We start from the raw sequence: 18,222 nt of genomic DNA, 5'->3' as shown, positions 1-18,222 counted from the left end.
ACTCTTATGGATTAGTGAACGGGAGTGGATAGAACGATGAGTAAACGCGATTATTATGAAGTGCTTGGTCTCGATCAGGACGCTTCTGTTGATGATATCAAAAAAGCATACCGGAAACTGGCCCGTAAATATCATCCCGATGTAAACAGTGAAGAAGGGGCCGAAGAGAAGTTTAAAGAAGTGAAAGAAGCCTATGATACACTGAGTGACCCGCAGAAAAAATCCAACTATGACAGATTCGGTCATGCCGACCCGAATCAGGGATTTGGTGGTGCCGGAGGAGGCGCCGGAGATTTTGGCGGTTTCGGCGATATTTTCGATATGTTTTTCGGCGGTGGCGGCCGCAGAGATCCGAATGCACCTCGTCAGGGTGCCGATCTGCAGTATACGATGACGCTTTCCTTTAAAGAAGCGGCTTTCGGCAAAGAAACCGAAATTGAGATTCCACGTGAAGAAGAATGTGAGACGTGTGACGGAAGCGGCGCCAAGCCCGGAACAAGTCCGGAAACCTGCACAAAGTGCGGAGGTAACGGTCAATTGAATATTGAACAGAACACTCCGTTCGGCCGTGTTGTAAACAGACGTGCCTGTGACCGCTGTCAGGGAACCGGGCAGATGGTAAAGGATAAATGTACCACATGCGGCGGACGCGGATCCGTGAAACGTAACAAGAAGATCAATATTACCGTTCCGGCGGGTGTTGATTACGGACAGCAGGTCCGTGTGGCAGGAGAAGGCGAAGCCGGAGTGAACGGAGGCCCGCCAGGTGATTTATTTGTTGTGTTCAATGTACAGTCCCATGAATTCTTTGACCGGGATGGGGATGATGTATATTGTGAAATGCCGCTTACGTTTGCCCAGGCAGCACTTGGCGATGAAATTGAAGTACCGACCCTGCGCGGTAAAGTGAAACTCAAAATTCCGGCAGGAACCCAGACCGGTACAAACTTCCGTCTGCGCGGCAAAGGAATTCCGAATGTGCACGGACGCGGACAGGGAGACCAGCATGTCAAAGTGCAGGTTATTACTCCGAAAAAACTGGATGAAAGACAGAAAGAACTTATACGCGAGTTTTCCGAACTCAGCGGAGATCATCAGGTGGAAGAGCAGCACCAGAATTTTTTTGAAAAAGTAAAACGCGCCTTTAAAGGAGAATAAGGACCGAAAAAGGTCAGAAAATGGAGCTGGTGTGCGTGAAATGGCTGGAGTTTCGAATTCATACAACACAGGAAGCTGTAGAGCCGATCTCCAATATTCTTCATGAGTCCGGAGCAAGCGGTGTTGTGATAGAGGACTCCGAAGATGTGTACCGGGACTGGGACGGGACTGAAGATGAGATTGTTGATTTGGATGGCAGCGGATATCCTGAAGAAGGAGTCGTGCTGAAATCTTATTTCGCTGAAAGCAGTTTCGTCGGTGAAACATTAGAAGATATCAAGCAGTCGATCAATGATCTGCTGCTGCACGATATTGATATCGGCCGCAATGAAGTAACCATCACCGAAGTGGAACAGGAAGACTGGGCTCATGCCTGGAAACAGTACTATAAACCAGTGAAGGTGACAGATACGCTGACCATCACTCCGTCCTGGGAACCATATGTTCCAAAAAGCCGGGATGAAAGAGTCATTGAACTCGATCCCGGCATGGCTTTTGGAACCGGAACCCATCCTACCACCGTTTTGTGTCTGCAGACACTTGAAGGAGAGATCAAGGGCGGGGAACATGTCATTGATGTTGGTACAGGCTCCGGTGTTCTTGCTGTTGGTGCCGCTAAATTCGGAGCTGCCGGCGTCCTCGGACTTGACCTTGATCAGACCGCAGTGGACGCCGCCCGGGAAAATACGGCGTTCAATCAGGTGGAAGAAACAGTAACCATCAAACAGAACAATTTACTGGACGGGCAGACGGAGCAGGCAGATATTGTCGTGGCTAATATATTAGCAGATATTATTGTCAGGCTTGCCCCGGATGCCTGGAAAGCGTTGAAGCCGGAAGGCATATTTATTGCTTCCGGCATTATATCGGGAAAGAAAAAAGAAGTACTGGACGCTCTTGAAAAGGAGCATTTTGAGATCAGGAGCACCCGTGATATGGAAGACTGGACGGCCGTTACCGCTGTAAAAAAGAAACACCAGGAAGACCGGGGTGGATAAAGTGCAGAAGTATTTTGTTGATCCCGGACAGATGACCGGTGACGAAGTAATCATAACAGGTGAGGACGTCAAGCATATTACGAAAGTGATGAGACTGCAGGCCGGAAGTGACATTGTCTGTCTGAACAATGAGGGACGCCGGGCGCATTGTAAAATCAGAGCTGTGCATGAGGATTCGGTCGAGGCGGACATCCTGGAAGACATCGAAGCCACGCCGGAAATGCCGGTTTATGCAGCGGTTGCCCAGGCGCTGATAAAAGGAGATAAACTGGATCTGGTCATCCAGAAAGGGACAGAGCTGGGAGCCCGTTCGTTCCTCCTGTTTCCGGCAGCCCGGTCTGTGGTAAAATGGGATAACAGTAAAGTGGAAAAGAAGCTGGAACGTCTCCGTAAAATCGCTAAAGAAGCAGCGGAACAGTCAGGAAGACAGTATATTCCGGCTGTTTCCTATTATCCTTCCTCCCGTCAGGTGTTTGAAGCTGCATTACAGTATGAAGCGTCCGTATACCTGGATGAAGAAACGGCAAAACGCGGCCGGCATCGTGCAGCGGCGGATGTTTTTTCTTCTCTGCCTGCATCCATGCTAGCTTTCATCGGACCGGAGGGCGGCATTACCCGGGAGGAGGCCGAAGCTTTGGATCAAAACGGATCCTATCCAGTAAGTTTAGGGCCGCGCATTCTCCGAAGTGAAACAGCTTCTCTTTATTTTCTCTCCGCTCTGTCCTATCATTATGAAATATTGAGGTGAACATTTATGCCTTCTGTTGCATTTCATACCCTTGGCTGTAAAGTAAACCATTATGAAACAGAAGCAATCTGGCAGCTTTTTAAAAAAGCCGGCTATGAAAAGGAAGAATTTGAAAAACAGGCGGACGTCTATGTCATCAATACCTGTACAGTGACCAACACCGGAGATAAAAAAAGCAGGCAGGTCATCCGGCGTGCCGTTCGTAAAAACCCGGAAGCGGTCGTTTGTGTGACGGGCTGCTACGCCCAGACGTCTCCCGCCGAAATCATGGATATCCCCGGCGTGGATGTTGTTGTCGGGACCCAGGACCGGTCCAAAATGATCGGATACATCGAAGAGTTCAAAAAAGAACGGGAGCCTATTAACGGCGTTAGTAATATCATGAAAACGCGGGTGTATGAAGAACTCGACGTTCCGGAATTTACGGACCGTACGAGAGCTTCTCTGAAGATACAGGAAGGCTGTAACAATTTCTGCACGTTCTGCATCATTCCATGGGCCCGGGGTCTGCTTCGTTCAAGAAAACCGGAAGATGTGCTCGCCCAGGCCCGCCAGCTTGTTGAGGCAGGTTATAAAGAAATTGTGTTAACCGGCATTCATACAGCCGGATACGGCGAGGATATGAAGGATTACAATTTTGCGGATCTGCTCAAAGAGCTTGAACAGGTGGAAGGCCTTAAAAGGCTGCGTATTTCTTCTATTGAAGCCAGTCAGATCACCGATGACGTCATTGATGTAATGAACCGTTCCAACAAGATCGTCAATCATCTTCACGTTCCACTGCAGTCCGGTTCCAATACCGTATTGAAGCGGATGAGAAGAAAATATACGACGGAATATTATGCCGAGCAGATCGAAAAACTTAAACAGGCTCTCCCAGGTCTTGCCGTGACGACAGATGTCATTGTGGGCTTTCCAGGCGAGACAGAGGAAGAGTTCCGGGAGACCTATCAATTTATTGCAGAAAATAAGTTCTCTGAACTGCACGTCTTTCCTTTCTCCAAACGAAGCGGCACTCCTGCTTCCAAAATGGACGGGCAGGTGGACAGTGAAACCAAAAATGACCGGGTGCAGCAGCTGATTGAGCTGTCGAATCAGCTGGCTAAAGAATACGCCGCTGATTATGAAGGAAAAGAGCTGGACGTTATTCCGGAAGAAAGAGACGAAGAGACGGGACTTCTCGTGGGTTATACGTCGAACTATCTGCGTGTTAAATTTGAAGGCTCGGAAGAATTAACGGGAAAAATCGTTAAAGTGAAGCTGACAAAAGCAGGATATCCTTACAATATGGGCGAATGTATCAGAACAGCCAGTGAAGAAGAAGACAGAGTGCTTGCATAACCGCAGGAAAGGATGAAGGATATGAATTCACTAGCTTCCACCATTGACCATACCCTGCTGAAACCTGATGCCTCTACCGCCGAGGTTGAACAGCTCTGCCGGGAAGCAGCGGAACACGAATTTGCTTCCGTCTGTATTCACCCTTCTATGGTACCGGCGGCGTCCGCTGCCCTGCAGGGAACCAATGTGAAAGTGTGTACCGTTATTGGTTTTCCGCACGGAGCAACACTGTCCTCTGTGAAAGCATTTGAAACGAAAGAAGTAGTCCGGCTGGGAGCGTCGGAAGTGGACATGGTCATTCATACAGGAGCGCTGAAAAGCGGAAGAGAAGACGATGTGCGCGCCGATATTGAAGCCGTCGTAGAGGCAGCTTCCGACCGGGCGCTCGTCAAGGTGATCATTGAAACGGTGCTTTTAACGGAGGAAGAAAAAGAAAAAGCGTGTCGTGCGGCTGTACAGGCAGGAGCTGATTTTGTCAAAACGTCCACCGGCTTTGCCGGAGGCGGAGCAACACTTGAAGACGTAAAGCTGATGAAGCGGGTGGTCGGAAATCAGGCACAGGTGAAGGCGAGCGGGGGCGTGAAAGACCAGCAGACAGCACTTGCCATGATAGATGCCGGAGCGCAGAGAATCGGCACCAGTTCCGGCGCTGCGATTGTTTCCGGAAAAAGCGGCACATCGTCGTATTAAAACCATCCTGCTTGTCTAGTAGAAAGTATTGATTTTTCAACGTTAATGTTTTATAATTTGTGAAAATAGCTGTTCATTCCATTATGGAAACCGTATGTAGTTTTTCATATTGGAAGAAGCGGCTGTACTGGTTGTTCGGAGGGAGGGATTTACATGGCTGAGACCCGGGTTCGCAAGAATGAGAATATTGATGCCGCTCTTCGCCGTTTTAAGCGCGACCTTTCGAAAGAAGGGACGATGGCTGAAGTTCGTAAGCGCAAGCATCACGAAAAGCCTAGCGAGAAACGCAAGAGAAAATCAGAAGCGGCAAGAAAACGCAGATCCTAAGAGAAGGAAGGTGCTTCACGCTGGAACTCATGGATCGTTTGAATGAAGATGTAAAACATGCCTTGAGAGCGAAAGATAAAAAAAGGCTTTCGGTGCTTCGGGGCGTCAAATCTTCCCTTCAGAATGAAGCGATTAAAGAAGGCAGGGACCTGCAGGAGACAGATGCACTGAACGTCCTGAACCGTGAATGGAAACAGCGGAAAGAATCCCTCCATGAGTTTAAACAAGCGGGAAGAGATGATTTAACAGAAGAGATAGAACAGGAAATGGACATTCTATCTGAATATATGCCCGAGCCTTTATCGGAAGAAGAACTGGACCGTATCATTCAGGAAACCATCACAGAAACAGGTGCTTCTTCCAGTAAGGATATGGGAAAGGTCATGACGGCTGTGATGCCCAAAGTACAGGGAAGAGCCGACGGCAGTTTGGTGAACCAGCTTGTCCGGAAACAATTGACCTGAAAAAAGGCTGGGTCAAAACCTTTATAAGACAGAAAATGCCGAACGATTTTAAGAAATCGTTCGGCATTTTTCGTTGCTAAGATAAACCGCTGCGCCAAAATACTTCGCTTTCCGCGGGAGACGAAGCAATTTGGCTCCGCTAATTTACTGTTCTTGAACAGCGCCACAAGACATTCGTGTTCTCTTCCCCTATTTTTCTTTTGTCCCACTCTTTTTTTGAAACCAGGAGAGTTTAGAGTGTTTGTGCTTCCCAGAACCAGCGTCGGGCGCCATCGACTTGAGGGTCTGCAGGACCCGGGTAACGGTTTTCATAGAAGAGCTTATCATGAAGGCTGGCTTCTTGCGCTTTTCTTCGTTGAAATATCTTTTCATTTCATGGGTGAACAGAGGAAAAAAATGATATAATAAGGATAATAATAACGAAAACTGAAACGTAATTCGGATAAATTCGTAAGAATTCGTACATGAAATCAGGCTATGTATCCGGCTCGGATTGGAAAGCAAACATCAGGAAAAGGGGGAGTGAAATGGTTTCTGTTGTCAAAAAATCGACGGCTTTGCTGTTATCCCTGCTGCTGTTATCAGTCGTGCTGCCCCAAACCGATGCTGAAACTGCCGAAAATGAAAAGGTATACATCATACCGGTGGAGCAGACAGTGGAAAACGGGTTGAAGGCTTTTCTTGAACGTGCGGTGGAAGAAGCTGAATCAGCAGAAGCCGACCACATCATCTTTGAAATCGATACCCCGGGCGGCGCGGTAGATGCAGCGGGGGACATTTCTTCTCTTATGGAAGATGCGTCTGTGCCGACTACAGCATATGTGGTGGAAAAAGCCATGTCTGCGGGGGCATTTCTAGCCTTAAGCGCTGATGAGATCGCCATGGCCCCCGGTACGGAAATGGGCGCGGCCCAGGTCATTACCGGTTCCGGCAATGCTGCCGCCGATAAGGCACAGTCAGGATGGGAAAAGAACATGCAGAACGCCGCCGAACTGAACGGCCGTGATCCACAGTATGCGCTGGCCATGGCGGATCCTTCCGTCGATCTGCCGGAATACCGCGCCGGAGAGGGGGATTTGTTAACGCTTACTGCGGCCGAAGCAGAGGAAGTGGACTATGCTGAGTATACACCGGAAAACAGGGAAGCGCTGCTTGAAGACCTCGGCCTGGCGGATGCAGAAGTGGAAGAAGTCGAGGTAAGCGCGGCCGAAAAAATTGCGAGATTTGTCACAAACCCTGTTCTGATTCCGATTCTGTTGAGTGTCGGAAGCATCGGACTGATTATGGAATTATATTCTCCTGGATTCGGAATTCCAGGTATTGTCGGCCTGTCTTCCCTCTTTTTGTTCTTTTTCGGCCATGTGATCGCCGGGTTCGCGGGATATGAAGCCATAATTCTCGCTGCGGCCGGTCTGGTGCTGCTGGCAGTTGAATTATTTATCCCCGGTTTTGGTATTTTCGGTCTGCTCGGAGCGGCGGCATTTATCGGAAGCCTGTTTTTCGCTTCCTATTCCACTCTGAACATTGCGGTGTCTATAGTGATTGCGCTTCTTCTCTCGGTGGTCACCGTTATTATCCTCTTTTCCGTATTGAAAAAAAGAGGGCCGGCCAAACGATTTGTTCTGGAGGACTCGGTTGCAGCAGATGAGGGTTTTATATCCAATGAAAGCCGCCTTGAATTAATCGGTAGTACCGGGAAATCACTTACACCCCTGCGCCCTTCAGGTTCCATTCTGCTGGGGGAGGAACGGCTTGACGTTGTATCGGAAGGAGGATATATTGAAAAAGGACAAAAGGTGAAAATTGTGGAAGCTGCAGGTTCCAGAATCGTAGTCAGGGAAATATCTGAACAATAAAGAAGGAGGTTCTTTTATGAATCTGCCCCTGGATTTAACATTGATTATTGTTTTGGTGCTGGCATTTATTCTGCTGGCGCTGCTGTTTACGTTTGTGCCGATTGCGCTGTGGATTTCGGCGCTGGCTGCCGGTGTCAAAATCGGTATTTTCCAGCTTGTTGGGATGAGACTGCGCCGGGTTATTCCAAAAAGGGTGGTCAACCCGCTTATCAAAGCGGAAAAAGCCGGTCTTCAGATTGAATTGAATAAACTTGAAGGTCATTACCTGGCCGGCGGTAATGTGGACAGGGTCGTCAATGCTCTGATTGCCGCTCAGCGCGCCAATATTGAATTGACGTTTGAACGCTGTGCCGCTATTGATCTGGCCGGCCGTGACGTGCTTGAAGCGGTGCAGATGAGTGTTAACCCGAAAGTCATCGAAACGCCTTTCATTGCCGGTGTTGCAATGGATGGTATCGAAGTGAAGGCAAAAGCAAGAATCACCGTCCGCGCCAATATTGACCGACTTGTCGGCGGTGCCGGTGAAGATACGGTGATCGCCCGTGTCGGGGAAGGAATTGTGTCGACGATTGGTTCTTCCACCGATCATAAAGCGGTACTAGAGAATCCGGATATGATCTCTCAGACCGTTCTGAAAAAAGGTTTGGATTCCGGAACGGCATTTGAGATTCTCTCTATTGATATTGCCGATATCGACATCGGCAAAAACATCGGAGCCGGGCTGCAGACCGATCAGGCCGAAGCAGATAAGAATATTGCACAGGCTAAAGCCGAAGAACGCCGTGCGATGGCTGTCGCCCATGAGCAGGAGATGAAGGCACGCGTCGAGGAAATGCGCGCCAAAGTGACCGAAGCAGAGGCCGAAGTGCCGATGGCGATGGCTGAAGCATTTAAGGCTGGTAATCTTGGTGTGATGGATTATATGAACTACCGGAATATCAATGCTGATACAGATATGAGAGAAGCTATCGGCCGGGAATCGCAGGGAAGCGATGAAGATGGGAACAACGGACACACAGACAATCATTCGTAATGATGCCGGGGCGCATGGAAAGAAAGGGGGATCCCTTTGGAAGCCTTGTTTGAACTGATCTTCGGCAATATATTTATTCTGGCTCTTGTGATAGGTGGTCTGATTTCCCTGTTCCGGCGGACAGCCGGCAGCGAATCGTCCGAAACGTCCGGCCGCCGGGAACAGGAAGACAGAAAACAGGTGAGTCAAGAACAGAATAAACGTCCCGCTGATTCACGTCCTACCAGACCGGTGCCGGAAGCAGAACAGGAATTATCGAAACCGGAGACACCGGCAGAGGGACGATATGAAAGCCAGATGGAAGAATTGCGAAAAAAACAGGAACGGGCCCGTGAACTCTCCAATACCGCCGGACAGACATTAGCAGCGTCGTCTGCAGCAGCTGCCGGTAAAAAAAGGAGAGTGGCGGGGAGTATCGTACCGGTCACCCCTGAAAATGCGAGACAGGGTGTGCTCTGGTCCGAAATACTGGGAGAACCGAAAGCCAAAAGAAAGATGCCGAACCACGGTGCTTCCCGTTATCAACTTCGAAGATAAAACGCAGCAGAAGATGTACAGACACCAATGATCATATGTTGTCACGGACGCCGGGGATTTTTATCCCGGGCGTTTTTTTTGTGAAACGGAGAGGGATACACAGAAAAAACCGTCATAGGATGAGTATAGGAGGGGGGCATGAGATGCTCGAACAATGGAAACGCTGGCTGTCCGAAAAATTGACGGTACCGGAGGATGTCATGACAAATACGCCCCGCCTTACTATGATCGGTCAGTATCATTTATTGGTGGAAAACCATCACGGCGTCCGTTATTTTTCCGAGGACAGAATCCGCCTGCAAGTCATGGATAAGGAACTGCTCATAAAGGGAGAACAATTTACCATAAAAAAAATTTACCCGGAAGAATTGCTCATTCAGGGAATTATTGAAGAAATAACGTATGAGGATGGTGGAAAGGATGGGAGTATATCAGCATTGGTCTGACGTACGGGTGCGTGTCACCGGTTTCCGGATGGAGGAAGTCGTAAACGAGTGTATCCGGTCTTCCATCGTATTGCAGGACATCGAGAAAACAGACAGCCGCACGATGGTGTTTTATACCCCGGCTGCCAACCTTCATGTCGTGGAAAAGATCGTGCAGCAGTATCAATGCGGAATGGAAGTAGCGAGCCTTCCCCGGAAGGATAAGCTGTGGAATGGATTGAAACAACGTTGGGGCATGGCTGTCGGTCTGGTGCTGTTTTTACTCACTCTTTCCCTCCTCTCCAAAATGATCTGGAGTGTAGATATTCACGGGGCTTCTCCTCCTTTGGAACACCGTTTGCAGAACGAGCTGCGTGACATGGGGGTGAAACCAGGCGGGTTCCAGTTTCTCGTTCCGGATGCAAACCGGATTCAAACGATGCTGATGGAAAACGTGGAAGGTGCGTCCTGGATCGGTCTGCAGCAAAACGGGACAACCTTTCAGTTTGACGTAGCAGAACAGTCCCTTCCCGATAAAACAGAGAACCCGGATCCAAGACACCTGGTTGCTTCTAAAACAGCGGTGATCGAGCGGATCTTTGCTGAGAAAGGGAAGCCGGTGGTGAGGGAAAATGAGCTGGTCCATCAAGGGGACCTTCTGATTTCCGGTCTTATCGGGGAGGAGGAGCATACCGAAACGGTCGCTGCCTCAGGTGAAGTATGGGGAGAGACATGGTATAAAGTAACAGTCAAGCTGCCTGAAGAGCGGCTTCAGGAAACATTGACAGGAGAGTCGGCGAAAAAGTACAGGCTTCGGGTGTTTAATTTTCATCTGCCGGTCTGGGGCTTTCAGGCGGATGAACAATTTAGTAATCATGTGCTGAACGAAAAGGAGCACCGTCCTTCTGCAGGAGAATGGCGTTTCCCTGTTTCTTTAAAGATCGAAGAGTATCAGGAGCGCACAAAAACAAAACAAGATGGAACGGATATCCTCGAACAAACGAAGCAGGCTGCCGATGAAAAAATGAACCATCACCTGCCTGCTGATGCAAAGATCATGTCGGAAAAAATTTTGCACGAGGCCTCCCGTAATGGTAAAGTTAAACTAGTTATCCACTATAAGGTCCTCGAAGACATTAAATCGGAAGAACCGATCATCCAAGGAGAATGAGAAGATTGGCAGAAAAGCACGTGATTGAACTGGAAGTGAAGGACACGAACGAAATGCAGGATTTGTTCGGTCCTCATGATATACATCTGCAGCGAATCGAAGAAAAACTGGATGTTTCCATTATAACACGAGGAGAATCGCTGCTTGTGACAGGGTCGGGAGAAGCAGCTGCTCTGATTGAGCAGGTGCTGGATTGTCTTGTACGCCTGTTGCGTAACGGTATTAAACTTTCGGAGCGGGACGTGATTTATGCAGTGCAGCTCGCACAGAAAGATAAACTCGACCAGCTTGAAGATCTATATCAGGAAACGATTGCCGTTAATGTAAAGGGAAAACCGATCGTTGTTAAAACCCTGGGCCAGAAGGAATATGTGGATGCGATCCGGAAGAAGGATTTAATTTTCGGGATCGGTCCCGCCGGCACAGGCAAGACATACCTTGCTGTTGTCATGGCAGTCAATGCCCTGAAAGAAGGTAACGTAAAAAAGATTGTGCTGACACGACCGGCGGTGGAAGCCGGCGAGAGCCTCGGATTTCTCCCAGGCGATTTAAAAGAAAAAGTCGACCCTTATCTCCGCCCTCTGTATGATGCCCTCCATGATATATTCGGTGTGGAACACACAGCGCGGCTGATGGAACGAGGTACAATTGAAGTAGCTCCGCTGGCTTACATGCGGGGCCGGACGCTTGAGGACGCCTTTGTTATTCTGGATGAAGCACAGAACACGACAAGAGAACAGATAAAAATGTTTTTGACGAGACTCGGCTTCGGATCCAAAATGGTCGTGAATGGTGATTTAACCCAGGTTGACCTCCCGAAAGGACAGCAATCCGGGTTAAAAACAGCGGTGCATATTCTTGAACATATTAAAAACATCGGCTTCGTTTATCTGCAGCCAAGCGATGTCGTACGGCATACGATCGTTCAGCAGATTCTGGATGCCTATGAAGCGGCGGAATCACCAAGAAGTACCGGAAACCGGGGAGAACAGCCCGGCAAATCAGGCGGTCAGGAGGAAAAAAGATGAGCGCTGTTGTAGATTTTATGGACGAAACGGAATCCTTAACGGAGGAACTGCAGCATCTGATGATTGATGTACTGCAGCATGCAGCTGCTGCGGAAGGGCTGCCGGAAGAAGCGGAACTGTCGGTAACCGTGACCGATAATGATACAATACAGGATATAAACAAGCAGTACCGGGGTCTGGACAAGCCAACCGATGTCATATCGTTTGCGCTGAATGAAGGGGCAGAAGAACCTGGGGAAACGGACATGCCGGATCTTCTCGGTGACATTATTATCAGTCTGGAAAAGGCGGAAGAACAGGCCCGGGCTTACGGCCACAGTCTGAAACGGGAAATGGGATTTCTGGCGGTGCACGGACTGCTGCATCTTATCGGCTACACCCATGATGAACCGGAAAAAGAACAGAAGATGTTCGCCCGTCAGGAAGCGGTACTGAATGATTATGGACTTGAAAGATAAAAGAAACACAGGGTGGGGCCGGCTGTTCCGTTCGTTTCGTTACGCCTGGACGGGTTTGATGCTTGTCATCCGGGAAGAACAGAATATGCGTTTTCATCTGCTGGCGGCCGGAGCAGCGGTCATCTGTGGTTTTGTTTTTTCGATTCCGGCGCTTCACTGGATGATTCTCATCGTTGTGATCGGGGGGATGCTGGCGCTCGAAATCGTCAATACAGCGCTTGAACGGACCGTGGATATGATCATCGAAACGTATCACCCAGCTGCAGAAAAAGCGAAAGATATTGCGGCTGCGGCTGTATTTGTATACAGTCTGACAGCAGTGATTATAGGAATTCTTATTTTTTATCAGCCGGTGGTCGAACGGCTGCTTCACTGAATAAAGGAGCGATGTAAACATGAACGAGAAGGAACTTATCCAAAAAGCAGTGGAAGCCAGAAAAGAAGCTTACGTTCCCTATTCCGGATTTCCGGTCGGTGCTGCCGTGTGGAGCGGGGGAGAGGAAGTATTTACCGGCTGCAATATTGAAAATGCTTCCTACGGTCTATCCAACTGCGCAGAACGGACGGCTGTTTTTAATGCGGTCAGCAGCGGCGGCAAGAATATTTCGGCTATTGCCGTAACAGCGGACACGCCTGGACCGGTATCGCCATGCGGCGCGTGCAGACAGGTTCTTTCGGAGTTTTTAAAGGAGGATGCACGGATCATCCTTGCGAATCTGCAGGGTGACTATAAGGTAACCACGATGGCGGAACTGCTCCCGGGAGCCTTTGAAGCAGAGGATATGCAGCATGACTGAAGGATTCAAGTCGGGGTTTGCCGCTATTATCGGCAGGCCCAATGCCGGAAAGTCGACACTGCTGAACCACGTCCTCGGTGAAAAAATTGCCATTATGAGCGACAAACCACAGACAACAAGAAACAGAATCCAGGGTGTATACACGGGCCATGACGCACAGATCATCTTCATCGACACACCGGGCATTCATAAACCAAAACATAAACTTGGTGATTTTATGGTGCAATCCGCGGTACAGACGCTCCAGGATGTTGATATTGTATTGTTTATGATTGATGCGAATGACCGGTACGGGCCGGGGGAAGCGTTTATTCTGGAACAGCTGAAGGCCATTTCCACCCCCGTGTTTCTCGTGATCAATAAGATTGATCAGCTCCATCCGGACCAGCTTCTTGAAAAGATTGACGGATACCGGGAGAAGGCTGATTTTGCAGAAGTAGTTCCGATTTCAGCCTTGCAGGGAAACAATGTGGATACGTTAATCGAGCAGATCACCGGTTATCTTGAAGAAGGTCCTCAGTTTTATCCCGAAGACCAGCTGACCGACCATCCTGAACGATTCGTGGTCAGCGAGCTGGTACGGGAAAAAGTCCTGCACCTTACCGAAGATGAAGTTCCCCATTCCATTGCCGTATACATTGAGGACATGAAAGAACGGGAGGAAGGTGCTGTCTATATTGCTGCGGTTATCGTCGTGGAACGCTCCTCCCAGAAAGGCATCATTATAGGAAAACAGGGAAGCATGCTGAAGGAAATCGGGAAACGGGCGAGAGCGGACATCGAGTCCCTTCTCGGCTCGAACGTGTATCTTGATCTCTGGGTGAAAGTTCAGAAAGATTGGCGGAACAGCCGCTTTCAACTGAATGAATACGGATATTCGGAAGAGGAATACTGATCAGGCAAATATTACAGGGCATGTTCCGGTAAAAGGAATGACATCCTAACCATAGCAGAGCTTTCATGACTTCCGCGAAAGGGGTGTGTGTCATGCCTGAGGAAGAACAACTGCCATGGGACTTATTTTACTTGACAGGAAATATCGACGCTTATTTACTGGCAAAGGAAATGGAACAAAACACTCTGGAGAGAGGCGAAGATGACTCCCGGGTGGACTTGGAATAACAGACAGGGAAGGTAAGCCATGCTTGAAAAAGCAGAAGGAATTGTACTGCGCACCTTTGCATACGGAGAAACAAACAGCATACTCAAGCTTTTCACACGGGAGGCCGGCCGGATTTCGGTCATGGCCCGCGGGGCGAAAAAACCAAAAAGCAGACTTGCTGCCGTCTCCCAGCCGTTTGTGTACGCCTCATTTCTTTATTATAAATCGACTGGAATGAAGACGCTGAACCAGGGGGATACGATCGATTCATTCCGGACGATCCGCAGTGATATCGTCCGGACCGCGTATGCCTCCTATCTCTTGGAACTGCTGGACAAACTGACGGAAGAAAACGAAAAAAATCCATATTTATTTGAACTGCTGCTACAGCTTCTGCAGCGGATGAATGAGGAAGATGATCCGGAAGTGCTGATCCGCATATTTGAAATGAAAATGACAGCGCAGGCCGGTATCAAACCGGTACTTGAAGAATGCGTCTCCTGTGGAAACAAAGAGGGGACGTTTCATTTTTCCATTAAGGAAGCCGGATTTTTATGCCAGCGCTGCTTCCATCTTGACGACAGAAGAATCGGGATACATCCGAAAACCGTACAGCTGCTCCGCACTTTTTTTCATCTTGATATCGGACGTTTCGGTGATATATCGCTGAAAAAGGAAACGAAGGATGAAATCGGTCTCGTTCTGGATTCCTATTATCAGGAATATACCGGTCTTCAGCTGAAATCGAAACGGTTCCTGGAACAGATGCATAAATGGGAATAAATCAATGTAACCCATGGCTTGACAAATTCCGCTGCCGGTCAGTATGATTATGATACAGTGTTTATAGTGCGTCGAAGGAAAGTAGTAGTGATCCTCTGATTACGAAGCGAGCGCAGGATGGTGAAAGCTGCGTTAATCAAGATGATGAAGGCGTTCCGGAGCATTCGTTGTCAGTAAAGCGGCCTGCCGGAAAATGCAGGCAAATAGGGTGGAACCGCGGATCGTCTCGACCCGTCCCTATATACCCGCCTGGTATATAGGGACGGGTCTTTTTAGTGATAAAAAAGGAGGCAGGCTCATGGATATTCAGAACATGATTTTAACGCTCCAGAACTTCTGGGCAAAACAGAACTGCCTGATTATGCAGGCGTATGATGTGGAAAAGGGAGCCGGCACGATGAATCCGATGACGTTTCTGCGCAGTATTGGTCCCGAGCCGTGGAACGTGGCCTATGTGGAACCATCGAGAAGACCGGCGGACGGAAGATACGGAGAAAATCCGAACCGTCTCTACCAGCATCACCAGTTCCAGGTAATTATGAAACCATCCCCGCTCGATATTCAGGATATTTACCTGCGGAGCCTGGAAGAACTCGGCATCAATCCGAGAGAACACGATATCCGTTTTGTAGAAGATAACTGGGAGGCTCCGACATTGAGCGCCTGGGGTCTCGGCTGGGAAGTCTGGCTCGATGGGATGGAAATCACGCAGTTCACATATTTTCAGCAGGTCGGAGGTATCGATGCGGAACCGGTCGCAGTGGAAATCACCTACGGGATTGAACGGCTCGCTTCCTATATACAGGACAAAGAAAATGTCTTCGATCTTACCTGGGTGGACGGCTTTACTTACGGCGATGTTTTTCTTCAGCAGGAGTATGAACATTCCCGCTACACATTTGATGTGGCTGATCACGACATGCTTTTCAAAGAATTTGCCGTGGCAGAAAAAGAAGCGGAACGAGCTCTGGATGAAAACCTTGTGTTTCCAGCTTATGACTATGTCCTGAAATGTTCCCACATCTTTAACCTTCTCGATGCAGGGGGAGCGATCTCGGTAACCGAGAGAACGGGTTACATTGGAAGAGTCCGCAATCTGGCCCGCAAATGTGCGGCGGCCTATTATGAAGAGCGAGAGAGGCTCGGCTTTCCTATGCTAAAAGAGAAGGAGGAATCCCGTCATGAGTAACGAGCATTTTCTGCTTGAAATAGGAATGGAAGAGATGCCGGCCCGATTTGTTACAGACGCGATGCATCAGCTGCAGCAGAAAGTCGGGGAGTGGCTGACGGATAACCGTCTGTCTTATACATCCATTGACGCGTTTTCCACTCCGAGACGGCTGGCAGTCAGGGTGAACGAGCTGGCTTCTGTCCAGGAAGATGTGGTGGAGGAAGCAAGAGGACCGGCGCGCAGCATTGCTGTAGACGAAGAGGGAAACTGGACCAAGGCGGCTTCCGGTTTTGCCCGCGGTCAGGGTGCCGGCCTGGACGATCTTTATTTTAAAGACGTCAAAGGAACCGATTATGTTTTTGTCCGCAATGAAAAGAAAGGACGCCCGGCTGTTGAGCTTCTTACCGGTATCCATGAAGTCATTACCGGGTTGACGTTCCCTAAAAATATGCGCTGGGGTACCTACTCCCTTCGTTTTGTACGCCCGATCCATTGGTTGACGGCACTGTTCGGTGAAGAGGTTATTCCGTTTTCCATAACTGACATTGAAAGCGGAAGAAGATCCTACGGCCACCGGGTGCTCGGCGGCGCAGTTGATATCAGCGGTGCCGGTTCGTATGAACAGGCTCTTCTTGATCATTATGTGCTGGTGGAGCCTGAAAAACGAAAGGAAACGATCTGGCGGCAGCTCCATGATCTGGCGGAAAAAGAGAACTGGAACATTTTAATCACCGAAGAGCTGCTCGAAGAGGTAAATAATCTGGTGGAGTATCCAACCGCGCTTTACGGCCGGTTTGAGGAACGTTTTCTGGAACTTCCGGAAGAAGTGCTGATCACCTCCATGCAGGAACACCAGCGCTACTTTCCTGTGCAGGATGCGTCCGGGCGTCTGCTCCCCTACTTTGTCACCGTGCGCAATGGCGACGCCGAGCATCTGGAAAATGTGCAAAAAGGAAATGAAAAAGTGATCCGGGCCCGATTGTCGGATGCCGTATTTTTCTATAAAGAAGATCAGAAACTGGCGCCGGATGAAGCCACAGTCAAGCTGGATGCGATTGTATTTCAGGAAGATCTCGGGACAATCGGGGACAAAGTCCGCCGGGTCGAGGATCTGGCCGCAGCTTATGCAGACGTGCTGCACCTGAATGAACGGGACGCGGCCTATACAAAGCGGGCTGCAGCGATTTCCAAGTTTGATCTTGTCACCCTGATGGTGGATGAATTCACCGAACTGCAGGGATTGATGGGGGAAAAATACGCAGTGCTTGCTGGAGAACAGCCGGAAACCGCAAAGGCGGTCCGCGAACATTACAAGCCGAAACATGCAGGTGACGATGTATCGGCATCGCTTCCGGGAGCGGTTCTTGGACTTGCTGAAAAAATGGATACAATCGCGGCTTGTTTCGGTATAGGAATGATTCCAACCGGATCGCAGGATCCATACGGCCTGCGGAGGCAGGCTGCAGGAGTATGCCGGATATTAATGGAACATGAGGCGGCTGTGCCACTTGATATGTTTATTGATCAGGCTGTGAAGGAAGCAGAAAAAGCAGGGATTCTGCAGCGCCCTGCTGCCGAAGTGAAAGAGGATATCCTTTCTTTCTTCCGTTTACGTTTGAAAAACCAGCTGGCTGAACAGGGGATACGCCACGACATCGCGGATGCCGTGCTTGAATATCCCGGCAGTCAGGTCCGTGAAATCACAGGAAAAGCTGCCTTTCTGCAATCAGTGTCCGGAAACGTCTCTTTTAAGGACACGGTCGAAGCACTGAGCCGGGTCACCAACATTGCACGAAAAGCAGAGGATAACCTGCCGGAAGTGGATGAAAACCTGCACCGGGAAAAGGAAGAAGTCAATCTCCATCAAGCTTATCAGACCCTCGGCAGTCAGCTGCCGGATGAACTCGAAAAGGCGGACATTGCATCGGCCTATCAGCAGCTGGAAGAACTGAAACCGGTCATTGATTCGTATTTTGACAACGTCATGGTGATGACGGATGATACCGTCTTGAAGAACAACCGTCTTGCACTCATGAAGAACCTGTCAGCTGAAATCAGGCGCTTCGCCGATTTCCGGCAGATTGTATTCTCTTCTTGACCGGTCATACTTTATCTGCCGGCGTTTCTGAAACGTC

At 49.3% G+C, this 18,222-nt stretch carries 21 protein-coding genes; all 21 read left to right on the top strand.

Annotated elements, in window-relative coordinates:
* Positions 1-36 precede the first annotated feature (36 nt).
* The 21 genes from dnaJ (at position 37) to glyS (ending at position 18,185) form a co-directional block, all read left to right on the top strand.
* The gene (gene dnaJ, locus ACW9JV_RS11130; protein ID WP_457334223.1) at positions 37-1,158 is read left to right on the top strand and encodes a molecular chaperone DnaJ; all 1,122 of its coding nucleotides are present in this window, start codon (positions 37-39) and stop codon (positions 1,156-1,158) included.
* 35 nt (positions 1,159-1,193) lie between these two features.
* Entirely contained in the window at positions 1,194-2,156 is a 963-nt protein-coding gene (gene prmA / locus ACW9JV_RS11125; protein ID WP_457334729.1) for a 50S ribosomal protein L11 methyltransferase, read from the top strand.
* Positions 2,149-2,904: an RsmE family RNA methyltransferase gene (locus tag ACW9JV_RS11120; protein ID WP_457334221.1), complete on the top strand. Its 756-nt coding sequence runs from the start codon at positions 2,149-2,151 to the stop codon at positions 2,902-2,904. Before prmA ends, ACW9JV_RS11120 begins: the two co-directional genes overlap by 8 nt.
* A gap of 6 nt (positions 2,905-2,910) precedes the next feature.
* On the top strand, positions 2,911-4,245 hold the full coding sequence (mtaB, locus tag ACW9JV_RS11115) for a tRNA (N(6)-L-threonylcarbamoyladenosine(37)-C(2))-methylthiotransferase MtaB (RefSeq protein WP_457334219.1): 1,335 nt from the start codon (positions 2,911-2,913) through the stop codon (positions 4,243-4,245).
* A 21-nt stretch (positions 4,246-4,266) separates the two neighbouring features.
* The gene (deoC, locus tag ACW9JV_RS11110; RefSeq protein ID WP_457334217.1) at positions 4,267-4,935 is read left to right on the top strand and encodes a deoxyribose-phosphate aldolase; all 669 of its coding nucleotides are present in this window, start codon (positions 4,267-4,269) and stop codon (positions 4,933-4,935) included.
* Positions 4,936-5,088: 153 nt separating this feature from the next.
* Positions 5,089-5,262 (top strand): 30S ribosomal protein S21, encoded by a 174-nt coding sequence (gene rpsU, locus ACW9JV_RS11105; protein WP_457334215.1) that lies wholly within the window; start codon positions 5,089-5,091, stop codon positions 5,260-5,262.
* Positions 5,263-5,282: 20 nt separating this feature from the next.
* Positions 5,283-5,726, top strand: a complete 444-nt coding sequence (locus tag ACW9JV_RS11100) for a GatB/YqeY domain-containing protein (protein ID WP_457334727.1) — start codon at positions 5,283-5,285, stop codon at positions 5,724-5,726.
* A 527-nt stretch (positions 5,727-6,253) separates the two neighbouring features.
* Positions 6,254-7,582 (top strand): NfeD family protein, encoded by a 1,329-nt coding sequence (locus ACW9JV_RS11095; RefSeq protein ID WP_457334213.1) that lies wholly within the window; start codon positions 6,254-6,256, stop codon positions 7,580-7,582.
* Positions 7,583-7,598: 16 nt separating this feature from the next.
* A complete protein-coding gene (floA, locus tag ACW9JV_RS11090) occupies positions 7,599-8,615 on the top strand; it encodes a flotillin-like protein FloA (protein WP_457334211.1) in 1,017 nt (338 codons plus the stop codon).
* A 36-nt stretch (positions 8,616-8,651) separates the two neighbouring features.
* Positions 8,652-9,152 (top strand): hypothetical protein, encoded by a 501-nt coding sequence (locus ACW9JV_RS11085; protein ID WP_457334209.1) that lies wholly within the window; start codon positions 8,652-8,654, stop codon positions 9,150-9,152.
* 143 nt (positions 9,153-9,295) lie between these two features.
* Positions 9,296-9,598: a sporulation protein YqfC gene (gene yqfC, locus ACW9JV_RS11080; protein ID WP_457334207.1), complete on the top strand. Its 303-nt coding sequence runs from the start codon at positions 9,296-9,298 to the stop codon at positions 9,596-9,598.
* On the top strand, positions 9,573-10,748 hold the full coding sequence (gene yqfD / locus ACW9JV_RS11075) for a sporulation protein YqfD (protein WP_457334205.1): 1,176 nt from the start codon (positions 9,573-9,575) through the stop codon (positions 10,746-10,748). Before yqfC ends, yqfD begins: the two co-directional genes overlap by 26 nt.
* Positions 10,749-10,801: 53 nt before the next feature.
* Positions 10,802-11,776, top strand: a complete 975-nt coding sequence (locus ACW9JV_RS11070) for a PhoH family protein (RefSeq protein ID WP_457334725.1) — start codon at positions 10,802-10,804, stop codon at positions 11,774-11,776.
* Entirely contained in the window at positions 11,773-12,234 is a 462-nt protein-coding gene (gene ybeY / locus ACW9JV_RS11065; protein WP_457334203.1) for an rRNA maturation RNase YbeY, read from the top strand. Before ACW9JV_RS11070 ends, ybeY begins: the two co-directional genes overlap by 4 nt.
* Positions 12,212-12,610 (top strand): diacylglycerol kinase family protein, encoded by a 399-nt coding sequence (locus ACW9JV_RS11060; RefSeq protein WP_457334201.1) that lies wholly within the window; start codon positions 12,212-12,214, stop codon positions 12,608-12,610. Before ybeY ends, ACW9JV_RS11060 begins: the two co-directional genes overlap by 23 nt.
* Before the next feature lie 19 nt (positions 12,611-12,629).
* Complete coding sequence (locus ACW9JV_RS11055) at positions 12,630-13,031, top strand: cytidine deaminase (protein ID WP_457334199.1); 402 nt, start codon at positions 12,630-12,632, stop codon at positions 13,029-13,031.
* Complete coding sequence (era, locus tag ACW9JV_RS11050; protein WP_457334197.1) at positions 13,024-13,926, top strand: GTPase Era; 903 nt, start codon at positions 13,024-13,026, stop codon at positions 13,924-13,926. The genes ACW9JV_RS11055 and era overlap by 8 nt, the downstream gene beginning before the upstream one ends.
* 92 nt (positions 13,927-14,018) lie before the next feature.
* A complete protein-coding gene (locus ACW9JV_RS11045; protein WP_457334195.1) occupies positions 14,019-14,153 on the top strand; it encodes a YqzL family protein in 135 nt (44 codons plus the stop codon).
* A 19-nt stretch (positions 14,154-14,172) separates the two neighbouring features.
* Complete coding sequence (recO, locus tag ACW9JV_RS11040; protein WP_457334193.1) at positions 14,173-14,916, top strand: DNA repair protein RecO; 744 nt, start codon at positions 14,173-14,175, stop codon at positions 14,914-14,916.
* Positions 14,917-15,214: 298 nt separating this feature from the next.
* The gene (glyQ, locus tag ACW9JV_RS11035) at positions 15,215-16,105 is read left to right on the top strand and encodes a glycine--tRNA ligase subunit alpha (RefSeq protein ID WP_457334191.1); all 891 of its coding nucleotides are present in this window, start codon (positions 15,215-15,217) and stop codon (positions 16,103-16,105) included.
* On the top strand, positions 16,098-18,185 hold the full coding sequence (glyS, locus tag ACW9JV_RS11030) for a glycine--tRNA ligase subunit beta (RefSeq protein WP_457334189.1): 2,088 nt from the start codon (positions 16,098-16,100) through the stop codon (positions 18,183-18,185). Before glyQ ends, glyS begins: the two co-directional genes overlap by 8 nt.
* Positions 18,186-18,222: the final 37 nt, after the last annotated feature.

The sequence above is a fragment of the Salibacterium sp. K-3 genome (assembly GCF_054052005.1).
This window is presented reverse-complemented; position numbering and strand designations above follow the sequence as displayed.

What these genes read in the sequence shown, in the direction of transcription:
- dnaJ (WP_457334223.1), top strand. Translation starts at nt 37, where the DNA reads ATGAGTAAACGCGATTATTATGAAGTGCTTGGTCTCGATCAGGACGCT.
- mtaB (WP_457334219.1), top strand. Translation starts at nt 2,911, where the DNA reads ATGCCTTCTGTTGCATTTCATACCCTTGGCTGTAAAGTAAACCATTAT.
- deoC (WP_457334217.1), top strand. Translation starts at nt 4,267, where the DNA reads ATGAATTCACTAGCTTCCACCATTGACCATACCCTGCTGAAACCTGAT.
- rpsU (WP_457334215.1), top strand. Translation starts at nt 5,089, where the DNA reads ATGGCTGAGACCCGGGTTCGCAAGAATGAGAATATTGATGCCGCTCTT.
- ACW9JV_RS11095 (WP_457334213.1), top strand. Translation starts at nt 6,254, where the DNA reads ATGGTTTCTGTTGTCAAAAAATCGACGGCTTTGCTGTTATCCCTGCTG.
- floA (WP_457334211.1), top strand. Translation starts at nt 7,599, where the DNA reads ATGAATCTGCCCCTGGATTTAACATTGATTATTGTTTTGGTGCTGGCA.
- yqfC (WP_457334207.1), top strand. Translation starts at nt 9,296, where the DNA reads ATGCTCGAACAATGGAAACGCTGGCTGTCCGAAAAATTGACGGTACCG.
- yqfD (WP_457334205.1), top strand. Translation starts at nt 9,573, where the DNA reads ATGGGAGTATATCAGCATTGGTCTGACGTACGGGTGCGTGTCACCGGT.
- ACW9JV_RS11070 (WP_457334725.1), top strand. Translation starts at nt 10,802, where the DNA reads ATGCAGGATTTGTTCGGTCCTCATGATATACATCTGCAGCGAATCGAA.
- ybeY (WP_457334203.1), top strand. Translation starts at nt 11,773, where the DNA reads ATGAGCGCTGTTGTAGATTTTATGGACGAAACGGAATCCTTAACGGAG.
- ACW9JV_RS11060 (WP_457334201.1), top strand. Translation starts at nt 12,212, where the DNA reads ATGATTATGGACTTGAAAGATAAAAGAAACACAGGGTGGGGCCGGCTG.
- ACW9JV_RS11055 (WP_457334199.1), top strand. Translation starts at nt 12,630, where the DNA reads ATGAACGAGAAGGAACTTATCCAAAAAGCAGTGGAAGCCAGAAAAGAA.
- era (WP_457334197.1), top strand. Translation starts at nt 13,024, where the DNA reads ATGACTGAAGGATTCAAGTCGGGGTTTGCCGCTATTATCGGCAGGCCC.
- ACW9JV_RS11045 (WP_457334195.1), top strand. Translation starts at nt 14,019, where the DNA reads ATGCCTGAGGAAGAACAACTGCCATGGGACTTATTTTACTTGACAGGA.
- recO (WP_457334193.1), top strand. Translation starts at nt 14,173, where the DNA reads ATGCTTGAAAAAGCAGAAGGAATTGTACTGCGCACCTTTGCATACGGA.
- glyQ (WP_457334191.1), top strand. Translation starts at nt 15,215, where the DNA reads ATGGATATTCAGAACATGATTTTAACGCTCCAGAACTTCTGGGCAAAA.
- glyS (WP_457334189.1), top strand. Translation starts at nt 16,098, where the DNA reads ATGAGTAACGAGCATTTTCTGCTTGAAATAGGAATGGAAGAGATGCCG.